This is a genomic window from Pseudoalteromonas sp. ATL1 (assembly GCF_058933015.1).
The window spans coordinates 1,094,418-1,119,520 of record NZ_JBZYXL010000001.1; the positions used below are offsets into that span (position 1 = coordinate 1,094,418).

At 43.0% G+C, this 25,103-nt stretch carries 24 protein-coding genes and 1 riboswitch; of the genes, 9 read left to right on the forward strand and 15 right to left on the reverse strand.

The window, feature by feature from the left end:
* Positions 1–87: 87 nt before the first annotated feature.
* Together AC5FX4_RS04830 and AC5FX4_RS04835 are read left to right on the forward strand one after the other, a co-directional pair.
* Positions 88–570 carry a YajQ family cyclic di-GMP-binding protein gene (locus AC5FX4_RS04830; protein WP_493605346.1) on the forward strand — a complete coding sequence of 161 codons (483 nt, stop codon included), beginning with the start codon at positions 88–90 and terminating at the stop codon, positions 568–570.
* A gap of 158 nt (positions 571–728) precedes the next feature.
* A riboswitch (cobalamin riboswitch) is annotated at positions 729–881 on the forward strand.
* 36 nt (positions 882–917) lie between these two features.
* On the forward strand, positions 918–2,795 hold the full coding sequence (locus tag AC5FX4_RS04835; RefSeq protein ID WP_493605347.1) for a TonB-dependent receptor domain-containing protein: 1,878 nt from the start codon (positions 918–920) through the stop codon (positions 2,793–2,795).
* A gap of 65 nt (positions 2,796–2,860) precedes the next feature.
* Here the strand turns inward: AC5FX4_RS04835 and msrA are convergent, their stop codons facing one another.
* Genes msrA through AC5FX4_RS04850 form a run of 3 tightly spaced genes read right to left on the reverse strand, consistent with a single transcriptional unit; the run spans position 2,861 to position 7,553 of the window.
* The gene (msrA, locus tag AC5FX4_RS04840) at positions 2,861–3,397 is read right to left on the reverse strand and encodes a peptide-methionine (S)-S-oxide reductase MsrA (RefSeq protein ID WP_493607775.1); all 537 of its coding nucleotides are present in this window, start codon (positions 3,395–3,397) and stop codon (positions 2,861–2,863) included.
* Positions 3,384–6,488 carry an efflux RND transporter permease subunit gene (locus AC5FX4_RS04845; protein WP_493605348.1) on the reverse strand — a complete coding sequence of 1,035 codons (3,105 nt, stop codon included), beginning with the start codon at positions 6,486–6,488 and terminating at the stop codon, positions 3,384–3,386. The genes msrA and AC5FX4_RS04845 overlap by 14 nt, the downstream gene beginning before the upstream one ends.
* A 9-nt stretch (positions 6,489–6,497) precedes the next feature.
* Positions 6,498–7,553: an efflux RND transporter periplasmic adaptor subunit gene (locus AC5FX4_RS04850; protein WP_493605349.1), complete on the reverse strand. Its 1,056-nt coding sequence runs from the start codon at positions 7,551–7,553 to the stop codon at positions 6,498–6,500.
* Between the two features lie 228 nt (positions 7,554–7,781).
* Here AC5FX4_RS04850 and AC5FX4_RS04855 point away from each other — a divergent pair, with 228 nt between their 5' ends.
* From AC5FX4_RS04855 to AC5FX4_RS04875, 5 genes are read left to right on the forward strand one after another with little or no spacing between them, the layout of a single operon-like run.
* Positions 7,782–8,477, forward strand: coding sequence for a DUF2982 domain-containing protein (locus AC5FX4_RS04855; protein ID WP_493605350.1), 696 nt, complete (start codon positions 7,782–7,784; stop codon positions 8,475–8,477).
* 36 nt (positions 8,478–8,513) lie between these two features.
* Entirely contained in the window at positions 8,514–8,846 is a 333-nt protein-coding gene (locus tag AC5FX4_RS04860; protein ID WP_493605351.1) for a hypothetical protein, read from the forward strand.
* Positions 8,847–8,866: 20 nt separating this feature from the next.
* Complete coding sequence (locus AC5FX4_RS04865) at positions 8,867–10,528, forward strand: Lcl C-terminal domain-containing protein (protein ID WP_493605352.1); 1,662 nt, start codon at positions 8,867–8,869, stop codon at positions 10,526–10,528.
* A 7-nt stretch (positions 10,529–10,535) separates the two neighbouring features.
* Positions 10,536–11,054, forward strand: a complete 519-nt coding sequence (locus AC5FX4_RS04870) for an Lcl C-terminal domain-containing protein (protein ID WP_493605353.1) — start codon at positions 10,536–10,538, stop codon at positions 11,052–11,054.
* A 45-nt stretch (positions 11,055–11,099) separates the two neighbouring features.
* Positions 11,100–11,885, forward strand: coding sequence for a YggN family protein (locus tag AC5FX4_RS04875; RefSeq protein ID WP_493605354.1), 786 nt, complete (start codon positions 11,100–11,102; stop codon positions 11,883–11,885).
* On the opposite strand, the gene AC5FX4_RS04880 is transcribed toward AC5FX4_RS04875, so the two are convergent.
* From AC5FX4_RS04880 to AC5FX4_RS04910, 7 genes are all read right to left on the reverse strand, one after another.
* Positions 11,882–12,715 carry an amidohydrolase family protein gene (locus AC5FX4_RS04880; RefSeq protein ID WP_493605355.1) on the reverse strand — a complete coding sequence of 278 codons (834 nt, stop codon included), beginning with the start codon at positions 12,713–12,715 and terminating at the stop codon, positions 11,882–11,884. The two genes, AC5FX4_RS04875 and AC5FX4_RS04880, sit on opposite strands and share 4 nt — an antisense overlap.
* On the reverse strand, positions 12,712–13,440 hold the full coding sequence (locus AC5FX4_RS04885) for an SDR family NAD(P)-dependent oxidoreductase (RefSeq protein WP_493605356.1): 729 nt from the start codon (positions 13,438–13,440) through the stop codon (positions 12,712–12,714). Before AC5FX4_RS04885 ends, AC5FX4_RS04880 begins: the two co-directional genes overlap by 4 nt.
* A gap of 12 nt (positions 13,441–13,452) precedes the next feature.
* Positions 13,453–13,941: an FKBP-type peptidyl-prolyl cis-trans isomerase gene (locus AC5FX4_RS04890; RefSeq protein ID WP_493605357.1), complete on the reverse strand. Its 489-nt coding sequence runs from the start codon at positions 13,939–13,941 to the stop codon at positions 13,453–13,455.
* 58 nt (positions 13,942–13,999) lie between these two features.
* Positions 14,000–15,526 (reverse strand): LysM peptidoglycan-binding domain-containing protein, encoded by a 1,527-nt coding sequence (locus AC5FX4_RS04895; protein ID WP_493605358.1) that lies wholly within the window; start codon positions 15,524–15,526, stop codon positions 14,000–14,002.
* Complete coding sequence (locus AC5FX4_RS04900; protein WP_493605359.1) at positions 15,516–16,493, reverse strand: hypothetical protein; 978 nt, start codon at positions 16,491–16,493, stop codon at positions 15,516–15,518. Before AC5FX4_RS04900 ends, AC5FX4_RS04895 begins: the two co-directional genes overlap by 11 nt.
* A 65-nt stretch (positions 16,494–16,558) precedes the next feature.
* On the reverse strand, positions 16,559–16,846 hold the full coding sequence (locus tag AC5FX4_RS04905; protein ID WP_493605360.1) for a cell division protein ZapA: 288 nt from the start codon (positions 16,844–16,846) through the stop codon (positions 16,559–16,561).
* Entirely contained in the window at positions 16,846–17,076 is a 231-nt protein-coding gene (locus AC5FX4_RS04910; protein WP_493605361.1) for a DUF904 domain-containing protein, read from the reverse strand. Before AC5FX4_RS04910 ends, AC5FX4_RS04905 begins: the two co-directional genes overlap by 1 nt.
* Positions 17,077–17,254: 178 nt before the next feature.
* On the opposite strand from AC5FX4_RS04910, the gene AC5FX4_RS04915 reads away from it, so the two are divergent.
* The gene (locus tag AC5FX4_RS04915) at positions 17,255–18,091 is read left to right on the forward strand and encodes a 23S rRNA (adenine(2030)-N(6))-methyltransferase RlmJ (RefSeq protein WP_493605362.1); all 837 of its coding nucleotides are present in this window, start codon (positions 17,255–17,257) and stop codon (positions 18,089–18,091) included.
* 35 nt (positions 18,092–18,126) lie between these two features.
* Here the strand turns inward: AC5FX4_RS04915 and AC5FX4_RS04920 are convergent, their stop codons facing one another.
* Both AC5FX4_RS04920 and AC5FX4_RS04925 read right to left on the reverse strand, forming a co-directional pair.
* Entirely contained in the window at positions 18,127–18,693 is a 567-nt protein-coding gene (locus AC5FX4_RS04920; protein WP_493605363.1) for a PhnA domain-containing protein, read from the reverse strand.
* Between the two features lie 36 nt (positions 18,694–18,729).
* On the reverse strand, positions 18,730–19,467 hold the full coding sequence (locus tag AC5FX4_RS04925; protein WP_493605364.1) for a substrate-binding periplasmic protein: 738 nt from the start codon (positions 19,465–19,467) through the stop codon (positions 18,730–18,732).
* A 168-nt stretch (positions 19,468–19,635) separates the two neighbouring features.
* Here AC5FX4_RS04925 and AC5FX4_RS04930 point away from each other — a divergent pair, with 168 nt between their 5' ends.
* Positions 19,636–20,904: an EAL and HDOD domain-containing protein gene (locus tag AC5FX4_RS04930; protein ID WP_493605365.1), complete on the forward strand. Its 1,269-nt coding sequence runs from the start codon at positions 19,636–19,638 to the stop codon at positions 20,902–20,904.
* Here the strand turns inward: AC5FX4_RS04930 and AC5FX4_RS04935 are convergent.
* The 3 genes from AC5FX4_RS04935 to AC5FX4_RS04945 all read right to left on the reverse strand — a co-directional run bounded on the left by AC5FX4_RS04935 (position 20,901) and on the right by AC5FX4_RS04945 (position 25,099).
* Entirely contained in the window at positions 20,901–22,379 is a 1,479-nt protein-coding gene (locus AC5FX4_RS04935; RefSeq protein WP_493605366.1) for a Ppx/GppA phosphatase family protein, read from the reverse strand. The genes AC5FX4_RS04930 and AC5FX4_RS04935 overlap by 4 nt on opposite strands.
* A 9-nt stretch (positions 22,380–22,388) precedes the next feature.
* Positions 22,389–24,464, reverse strand: coding sequence for a polyphosphate kinase 1 (gene ppk1 / locus AC5FX4_RS04940; RefSeq protein WP_493605367.1), 2,076 nt, complete (start codon positions 24,462–24,464; stop codon positions 22,389–22,391).
* A 128-nt stretch (positions 24,465–24,592) separates the two neighbouring features.
* Complete coding sequence (locus AC5FX4_RS04945) at positions 24,593–25,099, reverse strand: glycine cleavage system transcriptional repressor (RefSeq protein WP_493605368.1); 507 nt, start codon at positions 25,097–25,099, stop codon at positions 24,593–24,595.
* Positions 25,100–25,103 lie beyond the last annotated feature (4 nt).

The following is a 25,103-nucleotide window of genomic DNA, read 5'->3' on the forward strand; positions in this document are numbered from 1 at the left end:
AACTGGCTGGTGGGTGAATATCACATTTTTACCCACATTCTAATTTTGATTGATATAATTGCGTTATTCATATTTTAGGAGAGTAACATGCCTTCTTTTGACATTGTGTCTGAAATCGAAATGACAGAAGCAAAAAACGCGGTTGATAATGCCAATCGTGAACTAGAAACACGCTACGATTTTCGTGGTGTTGACGCCTCAATTGAACTGACAAATGAGGTGATCACTTTAAAAGCGGAAGCCGACCCACAAGTAATGCAATTATTTGATATTTTAGCTAACAAAGCATCAAAGCGTGGTCTTGATGTGTCGAGTCTTGAATTAAAAGACATTGAGCGTTCAGGTAAAAATGTATCTCGTAAGGTTGCTTTGAAGCAAGGGATCGACAAAGACATGGCCAAGAAATTGGTTAAATTGATCAAAGATTCAAAAATTAAAGTACAAGCCGCTATTCAAGGTGAAGAAGTGCGCGTTACGGGTAAAAAGCGTGATGATTTGCAAGAAGTGATGCAATTAATTCGTACTTCTGAATTGGGTCAGCCGTTCCAATTCAAAAACTTCCGCGATTAATTCTTTTTGCTCGCACTCTCGGTGTTGTAATAGAGCGCACGCATACTGAAGCAAGCTAGATATATAGCTTGCTTTAGAATTCTAGACGTCCATTGACAATCATTTCTAAAGTTCGCACAATAGCGCCTCTTTTCAAGGTGCTTGGCTAGATGATCTTAACGATCACACTTGATCATGACGTTATCAAAAATAGCTAAGATAATCGGGAAGTTGGTGACAATCACAGGCGTGAGCGAAATCCAGCACTGCCCCCGCAACGGTGATGCCCCTATGGGCTAAGTCCGGAGACCGGCCTTGATGTACTTTACTTGTTTTACTTGTGCGGTGGGCGCAAGTTTGGGGAAATCATGCACAACAAATCTATTTTAGCAGTGGCTGTACTCGCCGCTGTGTCATCGTCTGTATCTGCACAAACCGACACGCAAACTATTGAGCGTATCACGGTCACAGCGAACAAATTTGAACAACCTATCAATAATGCCTTAGCTACAGTAAACGTGCTTGAGCGTATACAAATTGAAAAAAGTAATGCCCGCGATTTACCTTCTTTGCTCAATACCATGGCAGGTGTTGATGTCGTTAGAACCGGTGGTTTTGGCCAAACAGCCAGTGTATTTTTGCGTGGTGCTGCAACCAAGCATGTATTGGTGTTAGTGGATGGCGTACGTGTCAGTGATGCGAACTCTGGTAGTGTGTCGTTTACCAACATTCCAGTAAACAGCATTGAACGTATCGAAGTTGTAAAGGGCGCGAGAGCCGCCATTTATGGCTCTGATGCGATGGCTGGGGTGATTAATATCATTACGCGTCAAGCACAGCAGCATGAAGTTGCTGTGACTACCGGCGGCCATAATTATGTGAACTACCAGCAATCGGGTAAGTTATCTTCAGACGATTTATCTTTAAGTTTTAACCTTGGCTATGAAGATACTGATGGCTATGACGTAAAGAGTAAAGATCCTGCCGCACCACTGAGCAAAGATCATGATAGCGATGGTTATACCAATAGAAATTTAGGGTTTAACTTAAATTATGATCATGAAACTTTGGGATCATTATCGGCAATCGCACAGTACAGTGAAGGTGATGGTGAGTATGATAACGCATGGGGCAATGATGCTTATGCGTTTGAAAACTACACGGGCCGATTAGCTTGGAAAAAGCAAGTTGATAAATTAGTTCACCACGCCAGTGCAAGCTTCTCTCAGCAAGAGAACACACAAACTGGCACACCAAAGCATGACGTGTACAGCACGGAACGCGTAGAGTTCGAATATAGAGCATTATACAACGTCAGTAATGCGCTCAAAGTCAGTGGTGGCCTCAATCAGCTAACCGAAGATTTAGGAAATGCGAGTGCTGAGTTTACGCATTCAGAGCGAACCAACAAGGCGGCGTTTATCGGTGGTTTTTATGATGATGGTACGTTGTTAGCAAATGCGGTGATAAGAACTGATGACTATGATTTTCATGGCCGCGACACAACTTATACCACGGGCTTTGGTTATGTTGCCAATAAGTATGTTACGTTTAGAATCAATCACGGTACGGCTTTTAGAGCGCCAACTTTAACCCACGCCTTCGTTAAAAACAGTCCTTGGTATTTGCCAAATCCGAATGTAAAACCGGAAGAGGCGAGTAATAACGAGCTAGGGCTATCAGTGAAAACAGCAAGTGGTCGTTTCGATGTTGCCGTGTTCCAGAATAAGATTGATAAAATGATCATCAGCTTGCCAAACACTTCGGGTAAGTACATAGCGCAAAATGTCGAACAAGCCACCATGAAAGGGGTTGAGCTATCGGCATCAACGTCAGCATTTGGTTTTGAGCATGATGTGAATTTGACCCTACTTGACGCCAAAGACAAGATGACCGGCAAGAAACTGGTTCGTCGCCCAGATACGGCATTTAATTATACCTTGTCTAAATCATGGGATAACTTGGATGTGAGTGTGGGCATGTTATATCGCTCTTCACGACCCAGCATTACACTATATAACAGTACAACATTCAGTAGTTTAGAAACCAAGTTGGGCGGGTATACACTTTTCAACTTAGCTGCGAATTATTTACTGTTTGAAAACATCAAACTGACAGCGCGAATCGAAAATTTAACGGATGAATCTTACTTTACCGCTGCGACTGGCGTGGCCAGTAACGGAGATATTTTGGGCTATGTGCCTATTGGTCGACAGGCATTTGTTGGTGCAAGTTTCAGCTTCTAAATAATGCAGCTTTTAATTGAAAACATAACAGGCAAGGCGAGTTAAAAACTCGCCTTTTTTAATGATTAGCCATTGATATAATCGGCGTAGATGTGTTGAAACTTCGCGATCTTTGGCGCTATCAAAATGCTGCAATAGCCTTGGTTGGGGTTATTTTCATAATAATTTTGGTGATAGTGTTCGGCACTGTAAAAAATCGTGGCAGGGCTTAGCTCCGTTACAATCGGCTCAGCATGATGTTTTTGAGCTTGCTCTGCGGCGCTTTTAGCTTCTTCATGTTGTTGCTCGTCATGATAAAACACCACGCTACGGTACTGAGTGCCGATATCATTACCCTGACGATTCAGTTGAGTTGGATCATGCAGAGCAAAGAACATATCAAGCAAAGTACGATAGCTGACGATATTTGAGTCAAACGTTAATTCAACAACTTCCGCATGCCCTGTATGACCGCGGCAGATCTGCTCGTAACTGGGTTGCTCGGTATGACCTCCGCTATATCCAGAGCGTACCTCTAGTACACCTTTGACTTTGCGAAATGCGGCATCAATACACCAAAAACAGCCACCACCGAAGGTGGCTATTTGACTATGACTCATGATCTAATTCCTTATGTTTGCTTGCCTGGTCATTTAGTTTTTGGCTAATGAATTCAGGCGACTGAGTGTGTTTGGCCAACAAATTATAGGCACAAGGAATAACAAATAATGTCAATATGGTCGCGACACTGACACCCGCAAATACAACCACCCCGATAACCATGCGGCTTTCTGAGCCTGGGCCTGTGGCAAGTACCAGTGGAATGGCACTCATCACTGTGGTCAGAGAGGTCATCACGATAGGTCTTAAACGCTGTACCGACGCATCTAAGATCGCTTGCTCAAAGGCAACGCCCTGATCGCGTAATTGGTTTGCGAACTCAACAATTAAAATACCATTTTTCGCGCTTAACCCAATCAGCATGACAATGCCTATTTGGCTGTAAATATTCAAAGTGCTGTCGGTTAAGTACAGACCATACATGGCCCCGACAAGCCCAAGAGGTACGGTAAGCATGATAATCAAAGGATGCACAAAGCTTTCAAACTGTGCAGCCAAAACAAGGAAGGTGACTGTCAGTGCAAGAATAAATACATAGGTCATTGCCGATGCGCCTTCGTAAAACAACTGTGATTCACCTTTATAATCAACCGCGCCATCAATATGGTTTTCCTCACTAGCAACTTTGTTTAAGAAAGTGAGTGCTTCGGCTAGGGTATAACCATCAGCTAGGTTCGCTGTGATGGTTATGGCACGCATACGGTTGTAGCGGTTAAGCTGAGCCGCCGTGGCTTCTTCGGCAATGGTGATCAGGCTATCCAGTGGAACCAGTTCTTGTGTGCGAGATTTAACAAAAATATCGTGAATATTACTGGGCGCACTGAAGTCCGATTTAGTCCCTTTTAAAATAACGTCATATTCCTCACCACGATCAATAAAAGTGGTGACACGTCGCTGACCCAGCATGGTTTCAAGCGTGCGTCCAATGTCGTTGACGGACACGCCTAAATCGGCGGCTTTAGTTTTGTCTATGCTGACCAAAAACTGTGGGAAGGTCTCTTTATAATCGTGATCAATACGTACAAGCCCTGGGTTTTGGCGTGCTCGATTGATGATTTTATCGCGCCATTCGACTAGTTCATCATAGTCATTCCCTTGCAGCACAAATTCAACAGGACGAGATTGACCGCCACCACCGATACCGCGACGCATGATGGCAAAAGCGCGGACGTCAGTGACTTCTATCATTTGTGCACTTATTTCGTCCATGACCTCCCAAGTAGAACGCTTTCGCTCATCCCAGTTGGGCATACCAATAATGGCAACACCACCGCGTCCACCCCAGCCAGGTACACGAACCAGTACTCGGCTGATTTCTTCGTTATCTACATAAGGCAACAAGCGTTGTTCGATTTGCTCCATATTAGCGAGGTTATTTTCATAACTTGCGCCCTCTGGGCCATTCATCATGATGAAGAAAGTGCCTCTGTCTTCTTTGGGCGTTAATTCAGAAGGGATTTGTTGCAGTAGGGCAAAACTGGCAAAGCCTGCCAGTGCTAGTGTCGTGATCAGGCTATAGCGGCGTTTTAGGTTGTCTTGCAGTACCTTGCGGTAGCCTCGCTCCAACCCATTAAGCCGTTTTTCCATCCATCGGCTTAAGCCACTTTCTTTTGAGCTTGGCTTGAGAACTTTTGAACATAAAGCTGGCGACAGAGTCAGTGCCGTTACACTGGAAAACAACACTGCGGCGCTCACGGCCATCGCAAACTCGGTAAATAGTGCGCCGATACGGCCATCCATAAATACCAATGGCACAAACACCGCAACCAAAACTAAGGTGGTAGCAATAATGGCAAAACCGACCTGTCTGGCACCACGAAATGCGGCTAGTAAAGGTGGTTCACCTAATTCAATACGGCGGTGAATGTTTTCCAGCATAACGATGGTGTCATCAACGACTAAACCAATAGCTAACACTAACGCGAGTAAGGTCAGTAAGTTGATCGAATAGCCCATGGCTAACAAAAACATGAAGGTAGCAACGAGCGCGACTGGCACGGTAACAGCGGGCACCATAGTGGCACGGATATTACCCAAGAACAAAAAGATCACCAGCACAACTAAGCCCATGGCAATGGCCAAAGTTCGGTAAACTTCAGTAATAGACTCGCGAATAAAAATAGATGAGTCGTAGCTATCTTGAATGGTGGTGCCTTCAGGTAAGTTGCGTTTTATTTTTTCAAACTCGGCACGGGCATTATCGACGACATCAAGGGTATTGGCTTTGGCCTGCTTTACAATGCCCAAACCAATCATATTTTTACCATTACCTCTAAAAGTGCTTTCGTCATCGACCGCTTCTAGGCGTACATCAGCCACTTCTTTGAGCCTAACCAAATAGCCTTGTGCGCCACGTTTAATGATCAAATTGGCAAAGTCTTCTTGAGTTTTGTAACTGCGCGCTATTCTGACAGCAAAATCCCTATCTAATGACTCAATTTCACCTGCGGGCAGTTCAACGTTTTCTCTGCGTAGTACTTGCTCAATATCGCTGCTGGTGACATCGCGTGCCGCCATGGCTCGCCTGTCGAGCCAAATTTTCATGGCATATTGGCGTTCACCACCAATTCTGACATTTGAAACACCATCTACCACTGCAATTCTATCGACGATGAAGCGCTGCGCATAATCGGACAGTTGCAAGGTGTTCATGGTCTCGCTATTTAATACAAACCATGCGATGGGGCTTTCATCCGAATTAGACTTTGACACTTCAGGTGGGCGTACTTGCTCTGGTAAGCTGTCTAAGGCACGCGATACGCGTTCTCTCACATCGTTAGCGGCGTCATCGATGTTACGGTTGATATTAAACTCAATGGTAATATTTGAGCGGCCATTCCGACTCGAGGAATTAATGCTTTTGATCCCCTCTATGCCGGAGATCCGATTTTCTAAAACCTGTGTGATTTTGGCTTCTACGACCTCACTAGAAGCACCTGTGTAGTTAGTGCTTACACTGACTATTGGCGTTTCGATATCAGGATATTCTCTGAGTGGTAACATCGTAAAAGCAACAATACCAAAGGTCAGTAAAAGTAGATTGACTACAATGGCAAAAACCGGGCGTTTTACAGCCGTATCTGTGATTTTCACGCGCTTCTCCTAGCCTTTCACTAACACTTTGCTACCAGGACGGATTTTAATGACACCTTCCGTGATCACTTGTTGCCCATCTTTTACCCCGCTTGATATCGCCACCCAGCCGTTGAATCGAGCTAAAATATCGACTTTAACTTGTTGAGCTTGAGATTTTTCATCGACAATAAAAACAAAGTGTCTGTCTTGACGGGGAATAATGCTCTTTTCCGGTAGCATAACGGCTTCAATATTCTGTAGTTCAATGTCAACATGAAGCAACATGCCTGGGCGCAACAAGCTCTCGTTATTAGCAAAACTCGCTGTAATTTCTACACTGCGCGTGTCACTGTTTATGCGCGGGTCGATATGGGTTATCGAACCTGAAAACGTTTTATTTGGATAAGCATCACTGCGTGCAATGACGGTCATACCCATTTTTAATTCTGCAAGGTGCTTTTCTGGCACTTGAAAATCAACTTTAATCACACTGATATCGTCCAATGTCGTGATCGGTGTGTTTGAATTTAGAAAGCTACCAACAGACACTAGCCTTTTGCCTAGTATCCCAGTAAAAGGCGCAGTGACAAGACGTTCATTGAGTTTCGTATTCTCTAACTCTAATTGCGCAGCGAGTGCATCGACGACAGAGCGCTGAGTCTCGAGTTGTGATTGAGCGGTAGACTGGGTCTTGGTTAGTTCTACCAAGCGCGTCAATTGTCGCTTTTGCTCTTTCAAGTTTATTTGTAATGACTTGAGCGCTAGCTGCTCTTGTTTATTTTGTAATTGTACCAGCTTTGCGCCTTGTTTTATGGTATCGCCATCGCTAAAGTAAATGTCTGTAATATAGTCACTTTGTGAGCTGTAAACATGGATAGCATTGTTTGCCCTGGCGCTACCTACAGCAGATAACATAACAGGCTGACTTTTTAGATTTGCTGTTTGCGCACTTACTGGGGTTGCTGCTGAAGATGACCGGTTTCCTTGTCCTTGAGAAGCAGGCAAGTAGAGGTAACCAATGATAATAACTAATATAAAAATTATAAACGGAAATAATGCTTTACCAGCTTGTTGTCTATACATATAAATATACCGCCTGTTGAGTTAGTTATTAGTTTACAAAATAAGGCTCTCATGCATAGAGGTGGTATCCCATAATTTTGTGATTTGACCGAAAATAGTATGGTAACACTAGGGCTTATTTGTAAATGAAAACAAAGACACCAAAACGAACACCATGCAGCACTTGTTTAACATTACGTTATATCGTGCTTTGGGCGATCATTATGTTTATTTTTTACTTTGGTTATTATGAATAACAAGCAAGCTAAAATTCGTCCTTCAGCTAATCGATATAGTATAGAGTTTATGTTGGTTGGTGGTATTGGTTTAGTAGTGATCATGTTGTTTGTGTCTCTGCGAAGCACGCCTATTAGTATCGTTGAGATTTTTTTATGCGCTGCTGCGATCATGTCAATTTGGTTGGGTTTCTTAAAAAGCCAAGAGCCATTTTATAGTTTACTTATTGATAGTAAAGGAATATGTTATGTGCACCGCTACGGAAGTTGGTCTTTGACTCATGAAAACTTTCATTCGTGCGGTATTCCTTCAGTCACTCAGGGGCTTGAAATTCTTGAGTTAAATGCGGTTGGTATTAAACTTAGGGATATAGATGAGTTTTTACAAGCATTAAGTCCTAGACTGGCAGGAAAGTTACTAATTGAGCAGCGTTATATTTTTTTACAAGTTGTTAAAACGCATTGCAAAAATGGCAACTGCCCATCAGAATGGTTAATAGAACCAAGTAAGTATCGCTCGGCTTCGGGCCATGTTTATACTGGCTTGATAGCGATGTTTGCAAATAGAATGCATAATCTTAAGACGTTAACAGGGTATGACTTGCTATTACCTGGGAACGTTTTGGATAGGGACATATGGCATTTCTCAACCTTATTAAACCGCTGGAAGTTAAATCCAGATGAAGTGGTAGGAACTTTGCTAAAGTAGCAAACCACTTCAAAGTAGATGTAACAGGAACAACCCATGAGCGTAGAAAGAGCCTTTATTAAAAGTGGACGTAACACCATTATTCATAAAGAGAAAAAGCTCGACTTAGTTATTGTCAATGGTGAAGCACACCCGAAAATAAAAGTGACCCCAATGGGGCTTGTGCCTTTTAAAGAAGAGCTCCCCAGAAATCGCCGAGAAGCAAAAGAGCGCTATTTGGAAGTGGTTCAGATTTCTAGCCCTGACGTATTTGGTGAAGTAAAACGTTTGTTGTTTATTCAAGCGCTAGATGGTCGCGAATACAAAGTCGATTACTCTAAAGTTGGCACCAAGCTGTTTGTTCGAATTCATCAAGATAGTTACCTCTAATACTTTGCTAAGGAGCATAAATGCAAAGTTACAAAGCACTTCCTTTATTCTTTAGTTGCTTATTAGTCGCTTGCGGCGGTGGCTCAGATGGAAAAGCTAGCACCGAAAGTGCCAGTATCAATGCTGGTGAAGACTTAACCGTAGTAGAAAAATCAGAGTTCACGCTCAAAGCTTTAGTGTCACCCGCAGGTGGTACAGTGAGTTGGCAAGTCGTCAGCGGTCCAAGTGTGGAGGGATTTCCACAAGAGGGCGAAGAAATTTCGGTCGCGGCTCCGGATGTGAAGTCTGACAGTATTCTTGTATTGAAAGCGGGTTATATCGCACCTAACGGCCAAACTGTTTCCGATCAGGTTTCGGTTTCTGTTACTTCACAAAACCAATTACCTTTACCCGTTGTGACCCAAACACTTCCTGAAGAGGCTCAAGCAAAGTATTTAGATACGATTGAACTCAGCGCAGCTGACTCTACGGATCCGGACGAAAATGGCCAAGTTGTTGGCTATAAGTGGGAGTTACTCTCCGGCCCGACGTTGACATTTGCTACAACGTCGGAGCAAACGTTGCGTTTTGTACACCCATTATTAGTCAATAATAGTGCCGCTAAGTTTCGCTTAACGGTGACCGATGATGAGGGAGGGAGTGCAAGTACAGAATACAGTGTTGCTCTATCTAAGGCCGCTAATCCGGTCATTGCAGAAGCAGGGGAAGCAATAACAGCAACTGAGTTTGATACCGTTGTATTAGATGCGTCAAAAAGTAAAACAGCATCGGGTCAATTCAATTGTATTTGGCAACAAGTAGGACAGAGCAATTCGGTTGCCATTAAGCAGCCTCAACAATGTATAACTGAGTTCGTAGCACCAGATGTGGATGTGGTAACGGCACTCTCGTTTCAAGTCACTGTGACCGACCCTAATGGCTTGAGCGCCACGGACACAATGACGATTAATTTGGAGCCTAAGGCGCTTGGATATTTGCAAGATACTGGACTAACCAAATGCTACAGCAATACCGTCGAAATTACGTGTGGTAATGACAATTACCCGCGCCAAGATGGTGACATGGGCCGAGATAGCGTAGCATCATTTTTAGACAAAGTAGGCACGGGACGTGTTGCTTTTGATTATACCAAATTGAATCAGTTTGCTGACGAGCTTCCAGATAACGCGAGCCAGTTCACCTGTGTGAGAGATAACGTGAATGGGCTGATATGGGAAGTTAAAGAGACAGATACGGGAATTATTCCAAACACGAACTTACGAGATGGGGCCAATCATTATACATGGTATCTTGGTTCGAATGATTCACCTTACCCAGGCAGTATTGCTGGTCTACCTGATTCGAGTTGTCCTAGTGATGTGAACTGTGGTGTCCAAGCTTATATTGATGCGGTGAATAGCAGTAACTTTTGCGGCGGCAGTAATTGGCGCTTACCGACTTACATTGAGCTCATGACACTCATTGATTTTGGTCAAGAGGGTGAGGAGCATTTAATTGACTCTCACTTTTTCCCTAATGTGCCTCCCGTTTCAGCGCTTGGACATTTGTATTATTGGACTACACAAACCAGTGTTGACGGACGCAGTCTAAGTCAAGCGTTCATTCTAGATATTAAAACAGGTAATGATTTGGCTTATCCTAAATCAAATACTGCATATGTACGCTTAGTAAGAACACCGTAGGGGATTTATGAGAGTTTTACTACTTATAATGGCATTCGTGGGCGCGTCGCCATCTGAGGCCATACAAACATGTGTTGATGCAGGCTCTGCACCAAAAACAACGCCATCAGAACGTTTTGTTGTAAATAGTGATGGCACCGTGCTTGATACAGTGACGGGGTTAATGTGGCAAACATGCGAGTTTGGCCAAAGTTATGATGTGCAGTCAAGCACGTGTGCTAGCGCCGCTTTGCAAGTGGATTGGCAACAAGCGTTAATGGCTGCAAAGAATAGTGATTTCGCTGGTTACAAAGATTGGCTAGTGCCTAATGTCAAAGAGCTTGCAAGCATAGTGGAACATGCTTGTGTTGAGCCCTCAATTAACCAGAATGTTTTTTTATCGACGCAGAATGATAATTACTGGACCAGTACGACTGCAATCAACCAAGTTGACCATGCTTGGGCTTATCAGTTTGCTGATGGTAAAAATAACCTAAAGGCGAAAACGTCGGATATTTTCTTACGTTTAGTGCGTTACGCCAAATAGCTTTGGCATTGTATAAAAATTTGCTACTCTTCATGTCGATTTTTGATGAGGAGTTGCACGCTTTTGTTTCGTTCAGTTAGTTTATCTCTCCTGTTTTTGGCCTTTTCTAGTGCTGCGGTTGCAAAGAATAAATGTGATGTGGAACTAGGGCATGGCTTGATCATTACCGATACTGAGATCCGCATTGTCGATAATGGACAAACTCGTGTGCAGATCAATAACGACAATCAGTTGCTTGTTAGAGGGTATTGGATCCAAATGTCTGAACAAGAAACGCATGTATTGCAAGAGTACGCTAGAGGTATTCGAGATACCGTTCCTGAGCTTGTGAATTTGGCGACTGATGGCGTGAATCTGGGGCTAAGTGCCATTGAACAAATGGTTGAAGGGATGTCTGATAAAGAACCTGAGGTACTTAAAACTCAGCTTCAATACGTAGAGCGCGCTTTGATGGATAAGTTTAAACGTGGCGATGATTTCTTTTTTATAGCGCCGCAATCACTGTCAAAAATCGACGACTTTTTTACCAAAGAGATCAGCAAAAAGATCCATTCTGCCGTGCATGGATCATTGGGTGCTATTTTGATGTCACTCGGTGATGCGTTTAAGTCACGAGAGGGAAACATTGAAGAAAGGATCACGGATATGGGGCAGCGTATGGAAATCATTTCTAGGGAAATTGACAAGTCACTACAAAAGAAAGCTCAGCAGCTAGAAAGTAAAGCCGCAGAATACTGTGAGTGTTTGAATACATTGGATAAAACTGAAGAGCGTTTACAGGCAATCGTACCAAGTATGGTGGCTTACGACCTAGTCCAGATCCGCTCTTAGAAGCGATATACTCGCTTCGCGTTCTCATAGCTCAGCTTTTGCCACAAGGCATTGTCATCGCAAAGAAAATAGTATGCTTGCCAAACGTGTTGATAATCACTACGCATCAAACAAACTGGATAGTTTGATGCAAACATCACACGTCGTTCACCAAATTCGTTTAATAGTATGTGTAATAACCTCTTCGCGTCTAAAGGGCTATCAACATGCTCTTGCCCAGAATATTTGATAACCACATTGCTACATTGTGCCATGCACGCGAGGCCTGACTGCCAGTTTGTCTGTGACTGAATAAAACCACTATGATTTATCACAACGCTGAGTTCTGAGAGTGAGTTACACACTTGCGCAAACTGGGTGGCAATGTCTTGTTGATGCAATTCAAATTGCGTTTCAAATAGTAACCCATTATGTGCAAGCTGAGTGAGATTGGGTTTAACGTTAGGGTGGAGTAAACGTTTGGCATCCTCTCCTTCAGTTATATCTCTGATACCAATAAAGTTTGGGGCTTGTCGTAGTTGCTTGAGCTGATCTGCGAATTGCGCTTGGGGTTGGGTGATGTCTAAATAGGCAATTGCCTTGTAGGGAGGTTGTCTGACAACAGACGACAGCCAATATAGCTCTTTACTTGGTTCTTGATTATCGAACCCCGCTTCAATGTGGACAAATCCGCCCAGCTCAAAGCGTTCCAGCTTCAGGTCATCAATGCCGTGATTTTGTCTGATTTTATCGAGATTAGGCCAAGGCGGAGGGTGATCACCAACTAGCCAATGATATTGACCCTGTGCTAAATCAAATAGGTGCAAATGAGGGTCAATAATTTTCATCATTGCGTCGTATATCCGCCATCAATGCTTTGCAAACTGCCTGTGATAAAGCTCGCTTCATCACTGATTAAAAACGCAACCAGTGCAGCTACTTCATGGGCTTGGCCGAGTCGACCTAGTGGCTGCAATTTTGCTTCTTCAGCGACAATTTGCGCTTTGTCAGCACCTGATTTTTCACAGTAATTATCGATAGCAGTATGAAACAAAGGTGTTTCAATGGTGCCTGGACACACTGCATTAGCGCGAATATTAAATGTTGCGTAATCAAGCGCGGTTGTGCGAGCCATGGAAGCAAGCGCATGTTTTGTTAGGTTATAAGCGAAAGAGTTTGGTTTACCAACCAGTGCTTGATCAGAAGAAATATACACAACCGCGCCATGACCTTGCTGTTTCATAGCTGGCAGCACAGCTTGCGTCGCCGCGTAGGCCCCTTTCACATTGAGCGCAAAAAGCGCGTCTAAGGTGGCTTCATCCGTTTGTTCAATGGTGGCGCTGAGGTGCTTACCCGCATTGGATATCAGTGCATCAACACGGCCTGTTTTATCAACGATAGACTGTATTGCTTGCTTAACCTCATCGACCTTGCTGACATCACAGGGAATATAATGACCGACATCAGAAGCTTGAATGTCTAAGTTAAACACTTGGTATTGTTGACTTAGCAGCTTTTCGACAATGGCGAGGCCAATGCCAAAGCTGCCACCTGTTACAATGGCAACTTTTTCCATTATTTGCGTTCCTTAGTGTCCGCAGCCGCCTGCACCGTGCACATGACCATGTGCCAATTCGTCAGCGGTTGCTTCACGTACAGACACAACTTCAACATCAAAAGTCAGTGTCTTACCTGCAAATGGGTGATTTAAGTCACAGTCAGCATTGAAACGTCCAACTTTAACGACAGTAACCTGATGACGACCTTGATTAGATTCCACGATGGCAGACATGCCTGGTTTCCAAACTTTATTGTTGCCAAGTCCTTGTAAGTGTTTGATAGGAATACGCTGAACTAAACCTTCTTGATATTCGCCGTATGCATCTTCAGGGTTAAGTGTTATGCTGAATTTATCTCCAACACTTTTTCCTTCAAGTGCTTGTTCAAGGCCCGGAAGCATACTGTCGTTGCCGTGTAGGTATGTTAGGGCTTCACCAGTTGTGCTGGTCTCAATTTGTTCACCTGCTTCACTTAATGTGTAGTGAAACTCAACTGCGGTATCTTTTGCGATTTGCATAGCGCTATCTCATTAATTGACTGTTTGCTCGCATTTTACGTGAGCAAGCGCATAATCGCTAGCGGTTAGAACGTGTTTCTGGCTTTACCAACTGTTCTAAATCGGATAGATACACTTCAGGTGGCGGTTCTCTCTGTGTGGTTTGTGCTTTGGGTAGGTGTAGCACGAGCACTTTGCCGGTTTTAAGCACGTGGTTAGTTTTGAGCTTATTCCATACGATTAAGTCTCTTACGGAAACATTATAGCGTTTGCTTATTTTCCACAATGAGTCGCCTTCACCCACTTTGTGATGAAACTCCATGGTACTTGGTACCGGTTTGAGTTGTTGTGCTAAGTAAGGGCTCAGATGATTCTCAACCACGAGACGATCAAACTTTTGAGCTTGCGTTACCCTCAGCTGCTCACCAACACGTATCATGTCATTGGTTTTGTTATTAAGGTGCTTAATCGTTTTAACATCGGTATTGAAGCGCCGTGCTATTCGGTACAACGTGTCGTTTTGTTTAACCGTGTAGGTATAACTAAAGTGGCGTTTAAAAAACGTACTTTGATGCAGCGTTGCAGGAGTCATAGGCAACAGTACCTTATGCGGTCCATTTGGTGAGCTTTGGTGCTTAAGATAGCCAGTGTTGAGCTTGTGCAAGCGTGACTTATCAATGCCTGTAAGCGAAGCTAAAACAGAAAAGTCAAACTGCTGACCGATGTCTAACTGAGTCGTTAGCGCGTAGTTTGGCAATTTTGGGCGTTTAAAATGTACATTGCCAGTTTGCAGTAGGTAGCTTAACGCAACTAATTTGGGCACGTAATCTGCTGTTTCTTTGGGTAAAGTTAAATGCCAAAAGTCGGTGCTTTTTCCTCTTCGTCGATTTTTAGCGATCGCTTTTTTAACTCTCCCTTCACCGCTGTTGTAAGCGGCAATAGCGTGCAGCCAGTTCCCCTTAAAACGTTTGTGTAAGTCACTTAAATAATCCAATGCAGCTTCGGTTGAGGCAAGCACATCTTTGCGTCCATCATACCAGTGATCGGTGGTGATACCGAAATGATAAGCGGTCGCGTTCACCAGTTGCCAAGCGCCTACAGCATGTTGTGAAGAAGAAACACTCGGCCTAAAATCACTCTCAACAAAGGGTAGTAAAACCAGTTCCATGGGCATCTTGCGGCGTTCGACAGATTCAACAATGTGGTAGAGGTAAGGCTCTGCTCTTTTTGAGACGGTCGTTAGATAATGAGGTTGTTTTAGATACCAGTCTATTTTTTCGTTTAATCGTTTGTTAGGGTCAATATTAAAACGCAATTGCGCGCTGATCCTTTGCCACAAGTTGGTAACAGGTTTGGGTCTTGGCTTTGTTGAGCCATCAATTAACGAAATAGATGCTGCTTTTTCAACAACTTTTGTCTCTACACTGTCTTTGTGAGGAGCGGGTTCAAACGCAGTCAGCGATTGAGCAATCGCGACAGCATCATTATTCGACTCAGGAGCGACCTGTTTTGTACTTTGACAAGCGGATAAAAATAACAATAACGCAAAGGTAATAATGTGGTTAAGTTTAATCACTTTTAAAAAATCAAAACGATCACTGAACATGGCGCGCAGCCTCTACGTGTTTACTCATATAGGTGAGTGCTAGTTGGTAGTGATTAAACAGGCGAGTTTGTGTTTGCTCATCGTTTGCGTAATTAGCTGCCAGTTTTGGTTTCGCCAGAGTAAAGTCTAGGTGTTGCTCTAAAGCTGTTAAAAAGGCGATAGGGAGGCCCAATGCCTCTGGTTTGAAAGGTTTACCGTGTGCGGGTAATAACCATTTTATTGCATTATTTTTAGATAATGCATGTAGTTGTGTTATCCACTTTGCTAGGTTGGCGTGTTGTACTATTGGTAACGGGTCAACGCTGTTACCGGCGATCATCGCCCCATTTTGACTATTGAATACCGTAAGATCTCCTGAACCAAATGCATTCTTAGCGTCGACTTTGAGTGTGAGGCCACCTAAGTTGAGTGACATTTGCTCCCCTTGGGCTAGGCCATTTGGTGCTGTCAACTGTAGCGTTCGCCAATCGGCTAAACGAGCTTGAGCAAGTTGTAGCCTGCTATGCCATTGATTTTGAAAATTTGCGTCCGTTTGATTAAAACGCTCCATGCTTAAAGTGAGGCTTTTTTCGAGCGCGGCTATTTTTTCAATCAGCGCATTTTGATACGCGGGTAAGGTTTGCGCAATATGATCTGCGGCATACCATTTGGCACTTGGAAATGCTCTTTGCAACAGTACCATCCCCAGTATTTGCTCTTTTTGAGCAGAGGTACTGAGCAAATAGCAAACGGGCACTTTCAGTGTATTTTTAGCGGTTAGGACCAGCTGTTCAAGCGCTGTAAAGTCCCCATGCGCATTAACGATGGCTGCGCAATCATTACCAACAAAGATAGCTTGATTTTCTTGGATGTAAGAAGCTGTTTTATCTGGTGAAATTAGCCAGGTTGATTGATCAACCTGATGCCATTGAGTTGCCCAAGTGACACTTGAAAATATGCTGAATAAAACTGCAAAAATAAACCGCATAGCTGGCCACCAATCACAACCCTAAAGGTGATAATTTAACCGATATTGCGCTTTATTGGAAGTTGCTAATTACCAGCTAAGTGGTTTGTTAGCTTGTCTATGAGGCTTTGCTGTTGTTCTTTTTGAGATTTTTCTTGTCGTTCGCAAGCTTGCAAATCATGGCATAAGTGCAGTGCTGCAAGCAAAAGCGCATTTTGCTCATTTTTGACCGTTGATTTCTTTTTCGTTTCTTCAACGCGTTGATTGAGCAGCGCAACAGCGTCGAGGAGCACTTGCTCTTGCCCCTCGGTACAAGCAAATTGGTGGGTCTTGCCTAATAAGGTGACCTCAACTTGAGTGTTATTGCTACCCATTAGCTAGCCTGAGTGGCACTTTGTAGTTTTTCTAAAAGGTTAGACAAAGTGTTGCTAGCGTCTTTTTGCTTTTCTTCACTTTCAAGCACTTCTAACTGTAAAGTTTCATTTTCGTCGATAAGTTTACTGTTTTGCTCTTTAAGCTCTGAAAGTTCATTATTTAATCGCTGATTTTGAGCAATAAGTTGGTCAATTAGCTGTTCGAGTTGGGGAAGTGTATCGTTATTCATAAATGCGCTCTTATCACAGTGTTTTGTCATGCAAATGTAAAACAAAGTGGCTAAGGATGCTAGTAAATACGCGGCTTTATACTGATTTTTATGTCACTTTGGGTGATAATAGTACCAACTCCTAATTTTATTCAGAAACGGTTCAGCAAAATGAGGCCGTTTGTTATAGGCGATCGTTATGCTCAGTTATCGACATTCGTTTCATGCGGGTAATCCCGCTGATATTTTAAAACACCTTGTGCTTGCTCAGGTGCTACAGTACATGACCCAAAAAGAAAAGGGGTTTGATTACATTGATACGCACTCTGGCGCCGGTTTTTTTGAACTAAGCGGGGATGATGCACAAAAAACGCAGGAGTATCTAGATGGTATTGCTAAGCTCTGGGATTATCGTGGTGATAATGCATTAATTACTGATTACATTGCGCTTATCAAATCATTTAATGAGCAGGCGTTAGCGTTCTATCCCGGTTCGCCAAAAATAGCTGAGCATTACTTGCGCCGTCAGGACAAAGGGTGGTTCTTTGAGTTACATCCAAAAGATTTGCTGTTACTGCAAAACAACATGGCTGGCAAAAAGTCACTAAAAGTGCGCGGTGAAGATGGATTTAAAGGTTTATTGGGCCTTGTCCCGCCAGTCTCTCGCCGTGCATGTGTTTTAATGGACCCGCCTTACGAAATTAAAACGGATTATCAGCAAGCTGCCAACATGATCATCAAAGCACATAAGCGCTTTAGTTCAGGCACTTACATGATTTGGTACCCAGTCGTGTCTCGAGAGCGTATTGACTTGCTTGAGCAAACTTTACAGGATTCAGGGGTTCGTAATATTCAGCTGTTTGAATTAGCGACGGAGCAAGATACCGAGCAGCATGGTATGACTGCATCAGGTATGATAGTGATCAATCCACCTTGGACCTTGAAAAATAATATGGACGTTGCATTGCCAGAATTGGTCAAGCTGTTAAGTACAGAGAGTGGCTTTTACCGCAGTGAGCAGTTAGTTGCAGAATAGTGTTTTAAAGCCCCATAGTATGGGGCTTTAATTGATTACTTTTTGACAAACTTAGTCAAAATAACAATTCGTTGCCCTTCTACACGGCCTTCAATATGCTCAGGGTTGGAGGTTAAACCAATATTGCGAACTGCAGTGCCACGTTTGGCAACTAAGCTACTGCCTTTGACGTCAAGATCTTTGATCAGTACAACCGTATCGCCTGCTTGTAAACGAACGCCATTGCTATCTAAATGGACGATATCTTCTTCTTCAGCAAGCGCTTGCTCGGCCCAACTTCTTGTATCGTCTTCCAAATACAACATATCTAAAGCGTCTTGTGCCCAGCCATTGTCGGCCGCTAGGCGCTTTAGCATACGAAATGCGACCACTTGTACTGCGGGCACTTGACTCCACATGCTGTCATTTAAACAATGCCAATGATTGGCTTGCAGATCACTGTTTCCTTCAATTTGTGACTTACACGTGTGGCACACGTAAACACATTTATCTGAGTGCGCTTCTATAACTGGTGGCACTTCATAAACAGATAGTTCGTTCGTGTTTGTACATAATTCACACTGGTGATTGCTGCGCTCTTGCAAGGTCGCTTCGATACTCATAATTCATTTCCCGAGGCCAAAACGCCATTATACTGCTCAGTTGTGCACAGTACCAGTGTTGGGGAGTGTTTGTACGTAATGCAAGGTGATCGCTTCGAAATGTTTTTGTGCATGTAGTTTGTCGATGGCTTGGTTGATCCTTGGCAGCAAAGTTTGATGTTTCGCTTGCAAGCGCATATGCAGTTTGCCTTTGGAGTGTACGTGATTGAAGAAAACTTTGACACCGAGCTTGTGCGCCCAATATAAAGTGGGAAGATCACCAATGATTGCATACTCAATACGGCCCAGGGCTAGGGCCTGAACAAGTTCTTTCTCTGAATTAAAATCAACGCGTTCAAATTCATTGTCATCGTGATAGTAATAACCGCGAACGGTGCCGATATGTTGCCCTTTTAGCTGTATAGGTCGCTCCGTTTTTTTACCGGATACGATGTATTCATCCACCGAAATAATAGCGTTGGAAAAAACATATCGCGGGTCTTCTTTTTGTTTTTGGGTTAACCAACTTGGGCTGATCAAGTCAAAGTCTACTTTTCCCCCCTCCAAATAAAGGATGGTTCGCTTGGCTGGGAGCAATAAATTGACCCCTTCAATATTGGCGGTTTCTAGGATCGCGCTAACGGCCTCTGGCAAAATACCTGGATGCGATTTATCGTGAGTATAATAGGGGAAATAGCTTCCCGAGCCGCTCACGCTATAAGTCAACTGTGTTTTTGGCGTTGCATTTAGCAAGCTAGAAAAGCAAAAACACGCTATGATTAGTAAAGTTCTCATATGCTTATACTAGCTCAACAATTTAACATTGAGCAATGTTGTGTATGAACATCAAAAATGAGCGATCAAACCAAATTGTACTATCGACAAATTTTTATTTGCTCGGTTACCGTGCATCACGTATTCTGAGACCGTCTGCGGCTGACGATATGCTTGAGAAGGATATAGATGTTAATGAGTGGCACTGTTGCTAAAGTAAAGAATTCTGCGGTCCAATATATTGCGCGACAAGCAATTCTTGATGTACATCAGGAACTTTATGCATATGAACTGTTGTATCGGGATTCTAACAACAATGCTTTTCCCATGGGCGTGTCCGATGGACAGGCTACTGGAAGGATGTTTTTTAACTCGTTAATGTTTGTTGGCCTAGAGCGTTTAGCTGCGGGGCATAGAGCCTTTATTAACGTATCTGATGAATCCCTCTTTCAAGAACTCCCCAAATTACTTAAGCCTGAAAATCTTGTTGTTGAGATAGTTGAGCGTTCGCAAAATATTCCAGAGTTAGTTAAAACTGTGGTGGCACTGAAAAAGAAAGGCTATCACTTTGCACTTGATGACTATGATGGGCATGTTAAGTGGCAGCCTTTGATAGAGCATGTGGATTACATCAAGCTCGAAATTGAGCAGCCGATCATTAAAACCACGATGATGATCAAAAAACTCAAACGCGCTAACCCAGACATCAGGATCATTGTTGAGCGGATTGAAACTCAAGAACACTTTCATTTTGTAAAAAGTGCCGGGGCGGACTATTTCCAAGGTTTTTTCTTTGCCAAGCCTGAGATGCTTAATCATGGCAATATAGAACCTTCTAAATTTATCGTATTTGATTTACTTCGCTGCACAGCAAAAGCGGATTTGTGCTTTAAAGAAGTACAAGAACGGGTTGCCAAAGACTTAAGTTTAACAGCACGAGTGCTTAAGTTGGCTAACGCTAAAGCGGGCGAAAATAAAATCGAGATGAAATCCATTTCCCAAGCTGTTATTTATCTTGGTGAAGATGCCATTCGTCAATTTGTACGTGTGCTTGCGTTAAGTGAATTGGGTGTCGACAAACCAACCGAACTGACCAAAATGGGATTAATGCGTGCCAAGTTTATGCAGCTGTTTCTAGAGCCAGGTGGCGATGATATGGCTGAACAGGGTTACTTGATCGGCTTGATGTCAGTGCTAGACGCGGTGCTCGATGTCGAACTCTCTACCATTATTTCTGAATTTTCGCTTGATAATGAACTCAGTAGTGCGCTGCTCAGCTACCAAGGCTTACTTGGTGGAGCATTGCGACTCACCGTTGAAATTGAGCGCAATGATTGGCAAGAAGCACGTTTGATCTTAAAAGCGATACGCCCAGCGACCAAAACCAAATATTTGTATGGACTGGCGATGGAAAGCCGTGACTATGCCGATGAAGTCTTCTCTGTGGTTAAGAATTAGCTGTAAGACATTGCTAACTTAAGCTTTTTCAAATAACGCTGCTCTTGTGCTAAGTCGGCATCCATCAACGTATGTTCGGCTAACCAGCCTTCCTCAAATTCGACCAATAAACTGTCCGCATAGCTACTGAGCTTAACGTTTGGACATAAATCGGTTTGACGTTTTGCATTGAGTAAAATAGCTAACCTAAACAAGCATAACAGCTTAGAAAATTGGTTAAACTCCACGCTATTAGCCAATGTTAGTTCGTTTACGCGAATTTTTTTGCGATAGAAGCGGATCAAACTACTCAAAGTTTGTTGTTGTTCTTGAGTAAAGCCTGGTAGTTGACTATGGCTGACGATATAGGCGCTATGTCTATGTAATCCAGAAGAATTTATCACTAAACCTACTTCATGTAACTGAGCTGCCCAACATAATAGCTGTAGGTCAAGTGTTTGTAGCTCCCAGTTTTTACTTACTTGCTGATAAAAGCTTTTTAGGGTGACACAAATAGCCTCGCTATGCTGCACATCGACACAGTAATGCTCACTGAGTGTTTGAATGGTACGGGCTCGAATATCAAACTCACTATTTTGCGACGTTTCGTGTAGCAAGCCTTCGCGCAGCGCATAGTCACTGTATATGAGCTTTTCAATTTTCAACTGTTTGAATACAGATAATAAAACAACCAGTCCTCCTGCAATGGTTTCTTTTCGCTCTTCAGGTAAGCCGTCAAAAAAGAGTGACTGTGTATTATCAAACTGTAATAGCAGCGCCTGTATTTTTAATAAAATATCGAGTGTCAGATGGTCTTCGTTGAATTGCGCTGTTGCGATAGCTAATAGCGCTTTTATGGTACCTGACGTCCCATAACACGTTTGCCAACCCATTTTGATATAGTTGGCAGTTATGGGTTCCAATTGCTGCTCAGCTTTGACCAATGCTTTTTGAAAGCGTTTTGCGTTGAGTTTACCGTGCGTAAAAAATTGCTGGCTCATGTTTACACAGCCCATATTGCGGCTGGTAAGTAGCTTATGCGTGAAGTGTTCCCCAATGATAAGTTCGGTGCTTCCACCACCAATATCAACCACAAGGCGATTACCCTCACTGTGCTCATAGTTCGCAACGCCTTGGTAAATGAGACGTGCTTCTTCTTGACCAGAGATAACATTAATCTTAAAAGGAAAGCACTGTTTTGCTTTGGCAAGAAATTGCTGAATATTTTTGCAGTTGCGCAGTGTATAAGTGGCAACAACCTGTACATTACTTTTTGGGAAATCTTGTAATGTCGCGGCAAACTGCTTGAGTACTGCTAAAGCTCTATTCATTGCGTCTGCCGAGAGCTTCATATCGCTACCTAGCCCAGCAGCAAGATTTACACGTTGCTTTTCCTTATGTAAAACTTGAAAGCTGCCGTCTACCTCTCTTGCAACCATTAAATGAAAACTGTTCGAACCGAGATCAACGGCTGCAATAGAAGGGTGATCTGTCATAGTTTACTCTTATTTACTTTCCCATTTTTTCAAATGGTCGTAGATGGCAATCTGGGCTCGAATTTTTTTACGATTGCCTCGTCTTACGTAACTGTTTTTTTGCTCTGCATCAATGATCCGAGCTTTGGTACGGTCTCTAAACTGCAACTCGAGAATATCAATGATCAGCTGTTTAAGTTCCTCACAGTAAATAGGTACTCCCACTTCCACGCGATGATCTAAGTTACGAGTCATCCAGTCTGCAGACGAGATAAATACTTGAGGCTGGCCATTATTTTCAAACACCATCACACGAGGGTGCTCAAGAAAACGGTCCACTATACTGATCACTTTAATGTTTTCACTGAAACGTGGCAAGCCAGGAACTAAAGCGCACATACCGCGAACAATCAAGCGTACTTTAACCCCATGTCGAGCCGCAAAATAGAGTTTATCCACCAGCTGCTTATCAACTAAGTTATTAATCTTAATGCTAATTCTTGCAGTCTTACCTTGCTCTGCATGTTTGACCTCTTGATCAATTAAATCCAAGATCCTATCGCGTGCATTCAGCGGTGAGATCATTAAGTGATCGAAATTAAAGGGTCGATAGCTGGTTTCTATGAAGCGGAAAACGTTGTCGCATTCCTCACAAATTTCTGTGTGTTTGGTAAATAAACTAAAGTCGGTATAGATCTTTGCCGTTTTCTCATGGAAATTACCGGTACCAATGTGTGCGTATTTTACAATTTTGCCTTTTTCTTTGCGGTGAATTACACACAATTTACTGTGCACTTTCAGCGCTGGGATCCCGACCATCACTTTGATCCCCGCCTCACTCAAGCGTTTTGCCCACTCGATATTATTTTGTTCGTCAAAGCGTGCCTTCAGCTCAACCATGACCGTGACACTTTTGCCATTTTTGGCAGCATTGATCAATGAAGAAACCAGCCGTGAGCGGCTGGCAACACGGTAAATATTGACCTTTATTTGTGTTACATTTGGGTCGAATGCCGCTTGACGAATATATTCCAACATGTGATTAAACGTGTGGTACGGATAGTAGAGTAAAATATCTCGCTCAGAAATGGCCGAAAACACACTGGCATGCTGGTTAAAGGCATGACTTTGAAGGGGGGGGAGTGGTTTGTTTTCTAAATGACTTCTACCAACATTTGGGAAACCAATAAAGTCTCTAAAATTACGATAACGACCGCCAGGAATAAGTGCATCTTGATGGGTCACGCCAAGGCGTTTTTTCATCACTTTGAGCATTTCTTCGGGCATGGACTCATCGTAAACAAGTCTAACGGGCTCGGCGTACAATCTTTGCTTCAGGCCCTTGGACATTTTGTCTAGTAGGCCTTCCTCTATTTCATCATCCAGATTGTATTCTGCATCTCGTGTAAGCTTGATTGCGTAGCCTTCTATGCTGTCAAAATTAAAAAAGCTTCTGAATACATCAGCTAGGAAGAATTGAACGATATCGTCGAGCATCACAATATGCTTTTGTCTACGTGAACGCTCTGGCGGTAATTTTACAAATCGTTCGAGTCTATCGGTTGGAATTTCCAATAGCGCATGGTGTTGCTTCTCACCGTTCATATGTACGAATAGGTAAGTCATCGTGTCGTTCATGTTGTCTGAATAGTCTTTGTTTTCTGTCAGTAACATAGGTGACATATGTGGCAGCACTTGATCAAAAAAGTAGTGTTTCAGCCAATTTTGATGGAATTCTGACAATGTTTTGGGCTGAGAGAGATAGATATTGTATTTCGCTAAGTCATCCAAAATTTGTTGGTGAATATGATTGAATTTTTTACCTAACTGTATGACTTTTTGGTTTATCTGACTTAGAAGTGCTTCGTCTTCGTCGAAGTTGGTATCGGGTAAATTGTTTAACAGTACGCGGCGTTTTACATCTGCAACACGTACTTGAAAGAATTCATCCAAGTTATTTGAAAAAATGCCTAAAAAGCGAATACGTTCAATGATGGGATTGGTGTTATCTTTCGCTTCTTGTAAAACGCGTTCGTTAAAAGAAAGCCAGCTAAGTTCTTTGGCAAAATAGCTAACAGTCTTAGGTTCAGAAGGTAGAGCTTGCATTTTTATATCCACGGCAAATTGGCTGCCGCAAATATAGGTCCACATTATTACGTAGGTATGACAACTGTCATTTTAGGTACAAATTGTCATACCAAGAGGTACAGTGCATTGTTTGTCGCACGAACAGGTTATTCTGATTCAATATCAACGATCAGATCGCTTGTGATCTGCTCTAATGCATCTATGACATTGTCTTTATTCATGCCTGCCGGCAATGTTACCGTGGCGAATGCGCTAAATATTGGTACACCCCAATTCGGCGCACTCTGTTGGCGTGAATTCAAATGGGTAATATTCGCACCTTTATGTCGGATCACCGTCGCGAGTTCTTGAACTATGCCCGGTCTATCATTGCCCGTGATCACAAGGTTAAGTGTTTCGGGCGTTTGTTGCTCTGTTAAAATGTCACCAGTTTCCATTTTCACTTCAAGTCCAACTAAGCCTTGCAGCCCATCTTGAAGTTGTTGTAAATGTTCCTCGGCAACCTCCACTTGAACTATCCCTGCGAATTGTCCTGCTAAGTGGCTGAGGTTACTTGTTAACCAGTTACCGTGGTGTGACAGCACGGCTGAAGATATTTCTTCGACAAGACCGGGTCGGTCTTTTCCTATAATTGTTAAAACTAACTGCTTCATAATG

Bases quoted from the DNA above. Each gene is read 5' to 3' on its own strand.
- AC5FX4_RS04830 (WP_493605346.1), top strand. From the start codon at position 88: ATGCCTTCTTTTGACATTGTGTCTGAAATCGAAATGACAGAAGCAAAA.
- AC5FX4_RS04835 (WP_493605347.1), top strand. From the start codon at position 918: ATGCACAACAAATCTATTTTAGCAGTGGCTGTACTCGCCGCTGTGTCA.
- AC5FX4_RS04850 (WP_493605349.1), bottom strand. From the start codon at position 7,553: ATGTATAGACAACAAGCTGGTAAAGCATTATTTCCGTTTATAATTTTT.
- AC5FX4_RS04855 (WP_493605350.1), top strand. From the start codon at position 7,782: ATGAATAACAAGCAAGCTAAAATTCGTCCTTCAGCTAATCGATATAGT.
- AC5FX4_RS04860 (WP_493605351.1), top strand. From the start codon at position 8,514: ATGAGCGTAGAAAGAGCCTTTATTAAAAGTGGACGTAACACCATTATT.
- AC5FX4_RS04865 (WP_493605352.1), top strand. From the start codon at position 8,867: ATGCAAAGTTACAAAGCACTTCCTTTATTCTTTAGTTGCTTATTAGTC.
- AC5FX4_RS04870 (WP_493605353.1), top strand. From the start codon at position 10,536: ATGAGAGTTTTACTACTTATAATGGCATTCGTGGGCGCGTCGCCATCT.
- AC5FX4_RS04875 (WP_493605354.1), top strand. From the start codon at position 11,100: ATGAGGAGTTGCACGCTTTTGTTTCGTTCAGTTAGTTTATCTCTCCTG.
- AC5FX4_RS04880 (WP_493605355.1), bottom strand. From the start codon at position 12,715: ATGATGAAAATTATTGACCCTCATTTGCACCTATTTGATTTAGCACAG.
- AC5FX4_RS04885 (WP_493605356.1), bottom strand. From the start codon at position 13,440: ATGGAAAAAGTTGCCATTGTAACAGGTGGCAGCTTTGGCATTGGCCTC.
- AC5FX4_RS04890 (WP_493605357.1), bottom strand. From the start codon at position 13,941: ATGCAAATCGCAAAAGATACCGCAGTTGAGTTTCACTACACATTAAGT.
- AC5FX4_RS04895 (WP_493605358.1), bottom strand. From the start codon at position 15,526: ATGTTCAGTGATCGTTTTGATTTTTTAAAAGTGATTAAACTTAACCAC.
- AC5FX4_RS04900 (WP_493605359.1), bottom strand. From the start codon at position 16,493: ATGCGGTTTATTTTTGCAGTTTTATTCAGCATATTTTCAAGTGTCACT.
- AC5FX4_RS04905 (WP_493605360.1), bottom strand. From the start codon at position 16,846: ATGGGTAGCAATAACACTCAAGTTGAGGTCACCTTATTAGGCAAGACC.
- AC5FX4_RS04910 (WP_493605361.1), bottom strand. From the start codon at position 17,076: ATGAATAACGATACACTTCCCCAACTCGAACAGCTAATTGACCAACTT.
- AC5FX4_RS04915 (WP_493605362.1), top strand. From the start codon at position 17,255: ATGCTCAGTTATCGACATTCGTTTCATGCGGGTAATCCCGCTGATATT.
- AC5FX4_RS04920 (WP_493605363.1), bottom strand. From the start codon at position 18,693: ATGAGTATCGAAGCGACCTTGCAAGAGCGCAGCAATCACCAGTGTGAA.
- AC5FX4_RS04925 (WP_493605364.1), bottom strand. From the start codon at position 19,467: ATGAGAACTTTACTAATCATAGCGTGTTTTTGCTTTTCTAGCTTGCTA.
- AC5FX4_RS04930 (WP_493605365.1), top strand. From the start codon at position 19,636: ATGTTAATGAGTGGCACTGTTGCTAAAGTAAAGAATTCTGCGGTCCAA.
- AC5FX4_RS04935 (WP_493605366.1), bottom strand. From the start codon at position 22,379: ATGACAGATCACCCTTCTATTGCAGCCGTTGATCTCGGTTCGAACAGT.
- ppk1 (WP_493605367.1), bottom strand. From the start codon at position 24,464: ATGCAAGCTCTACCTTCTGAACCTAAGACTGTTAGCTATTTTGCCAAA.
- AC5FX4_RS04945 (WP_493605368.1), bottom strand. From the start codon at position 25,099: ATGAAGCAGTTAGTTTTAACAATTATAGGAAAAGACCGACCCGGTCTT.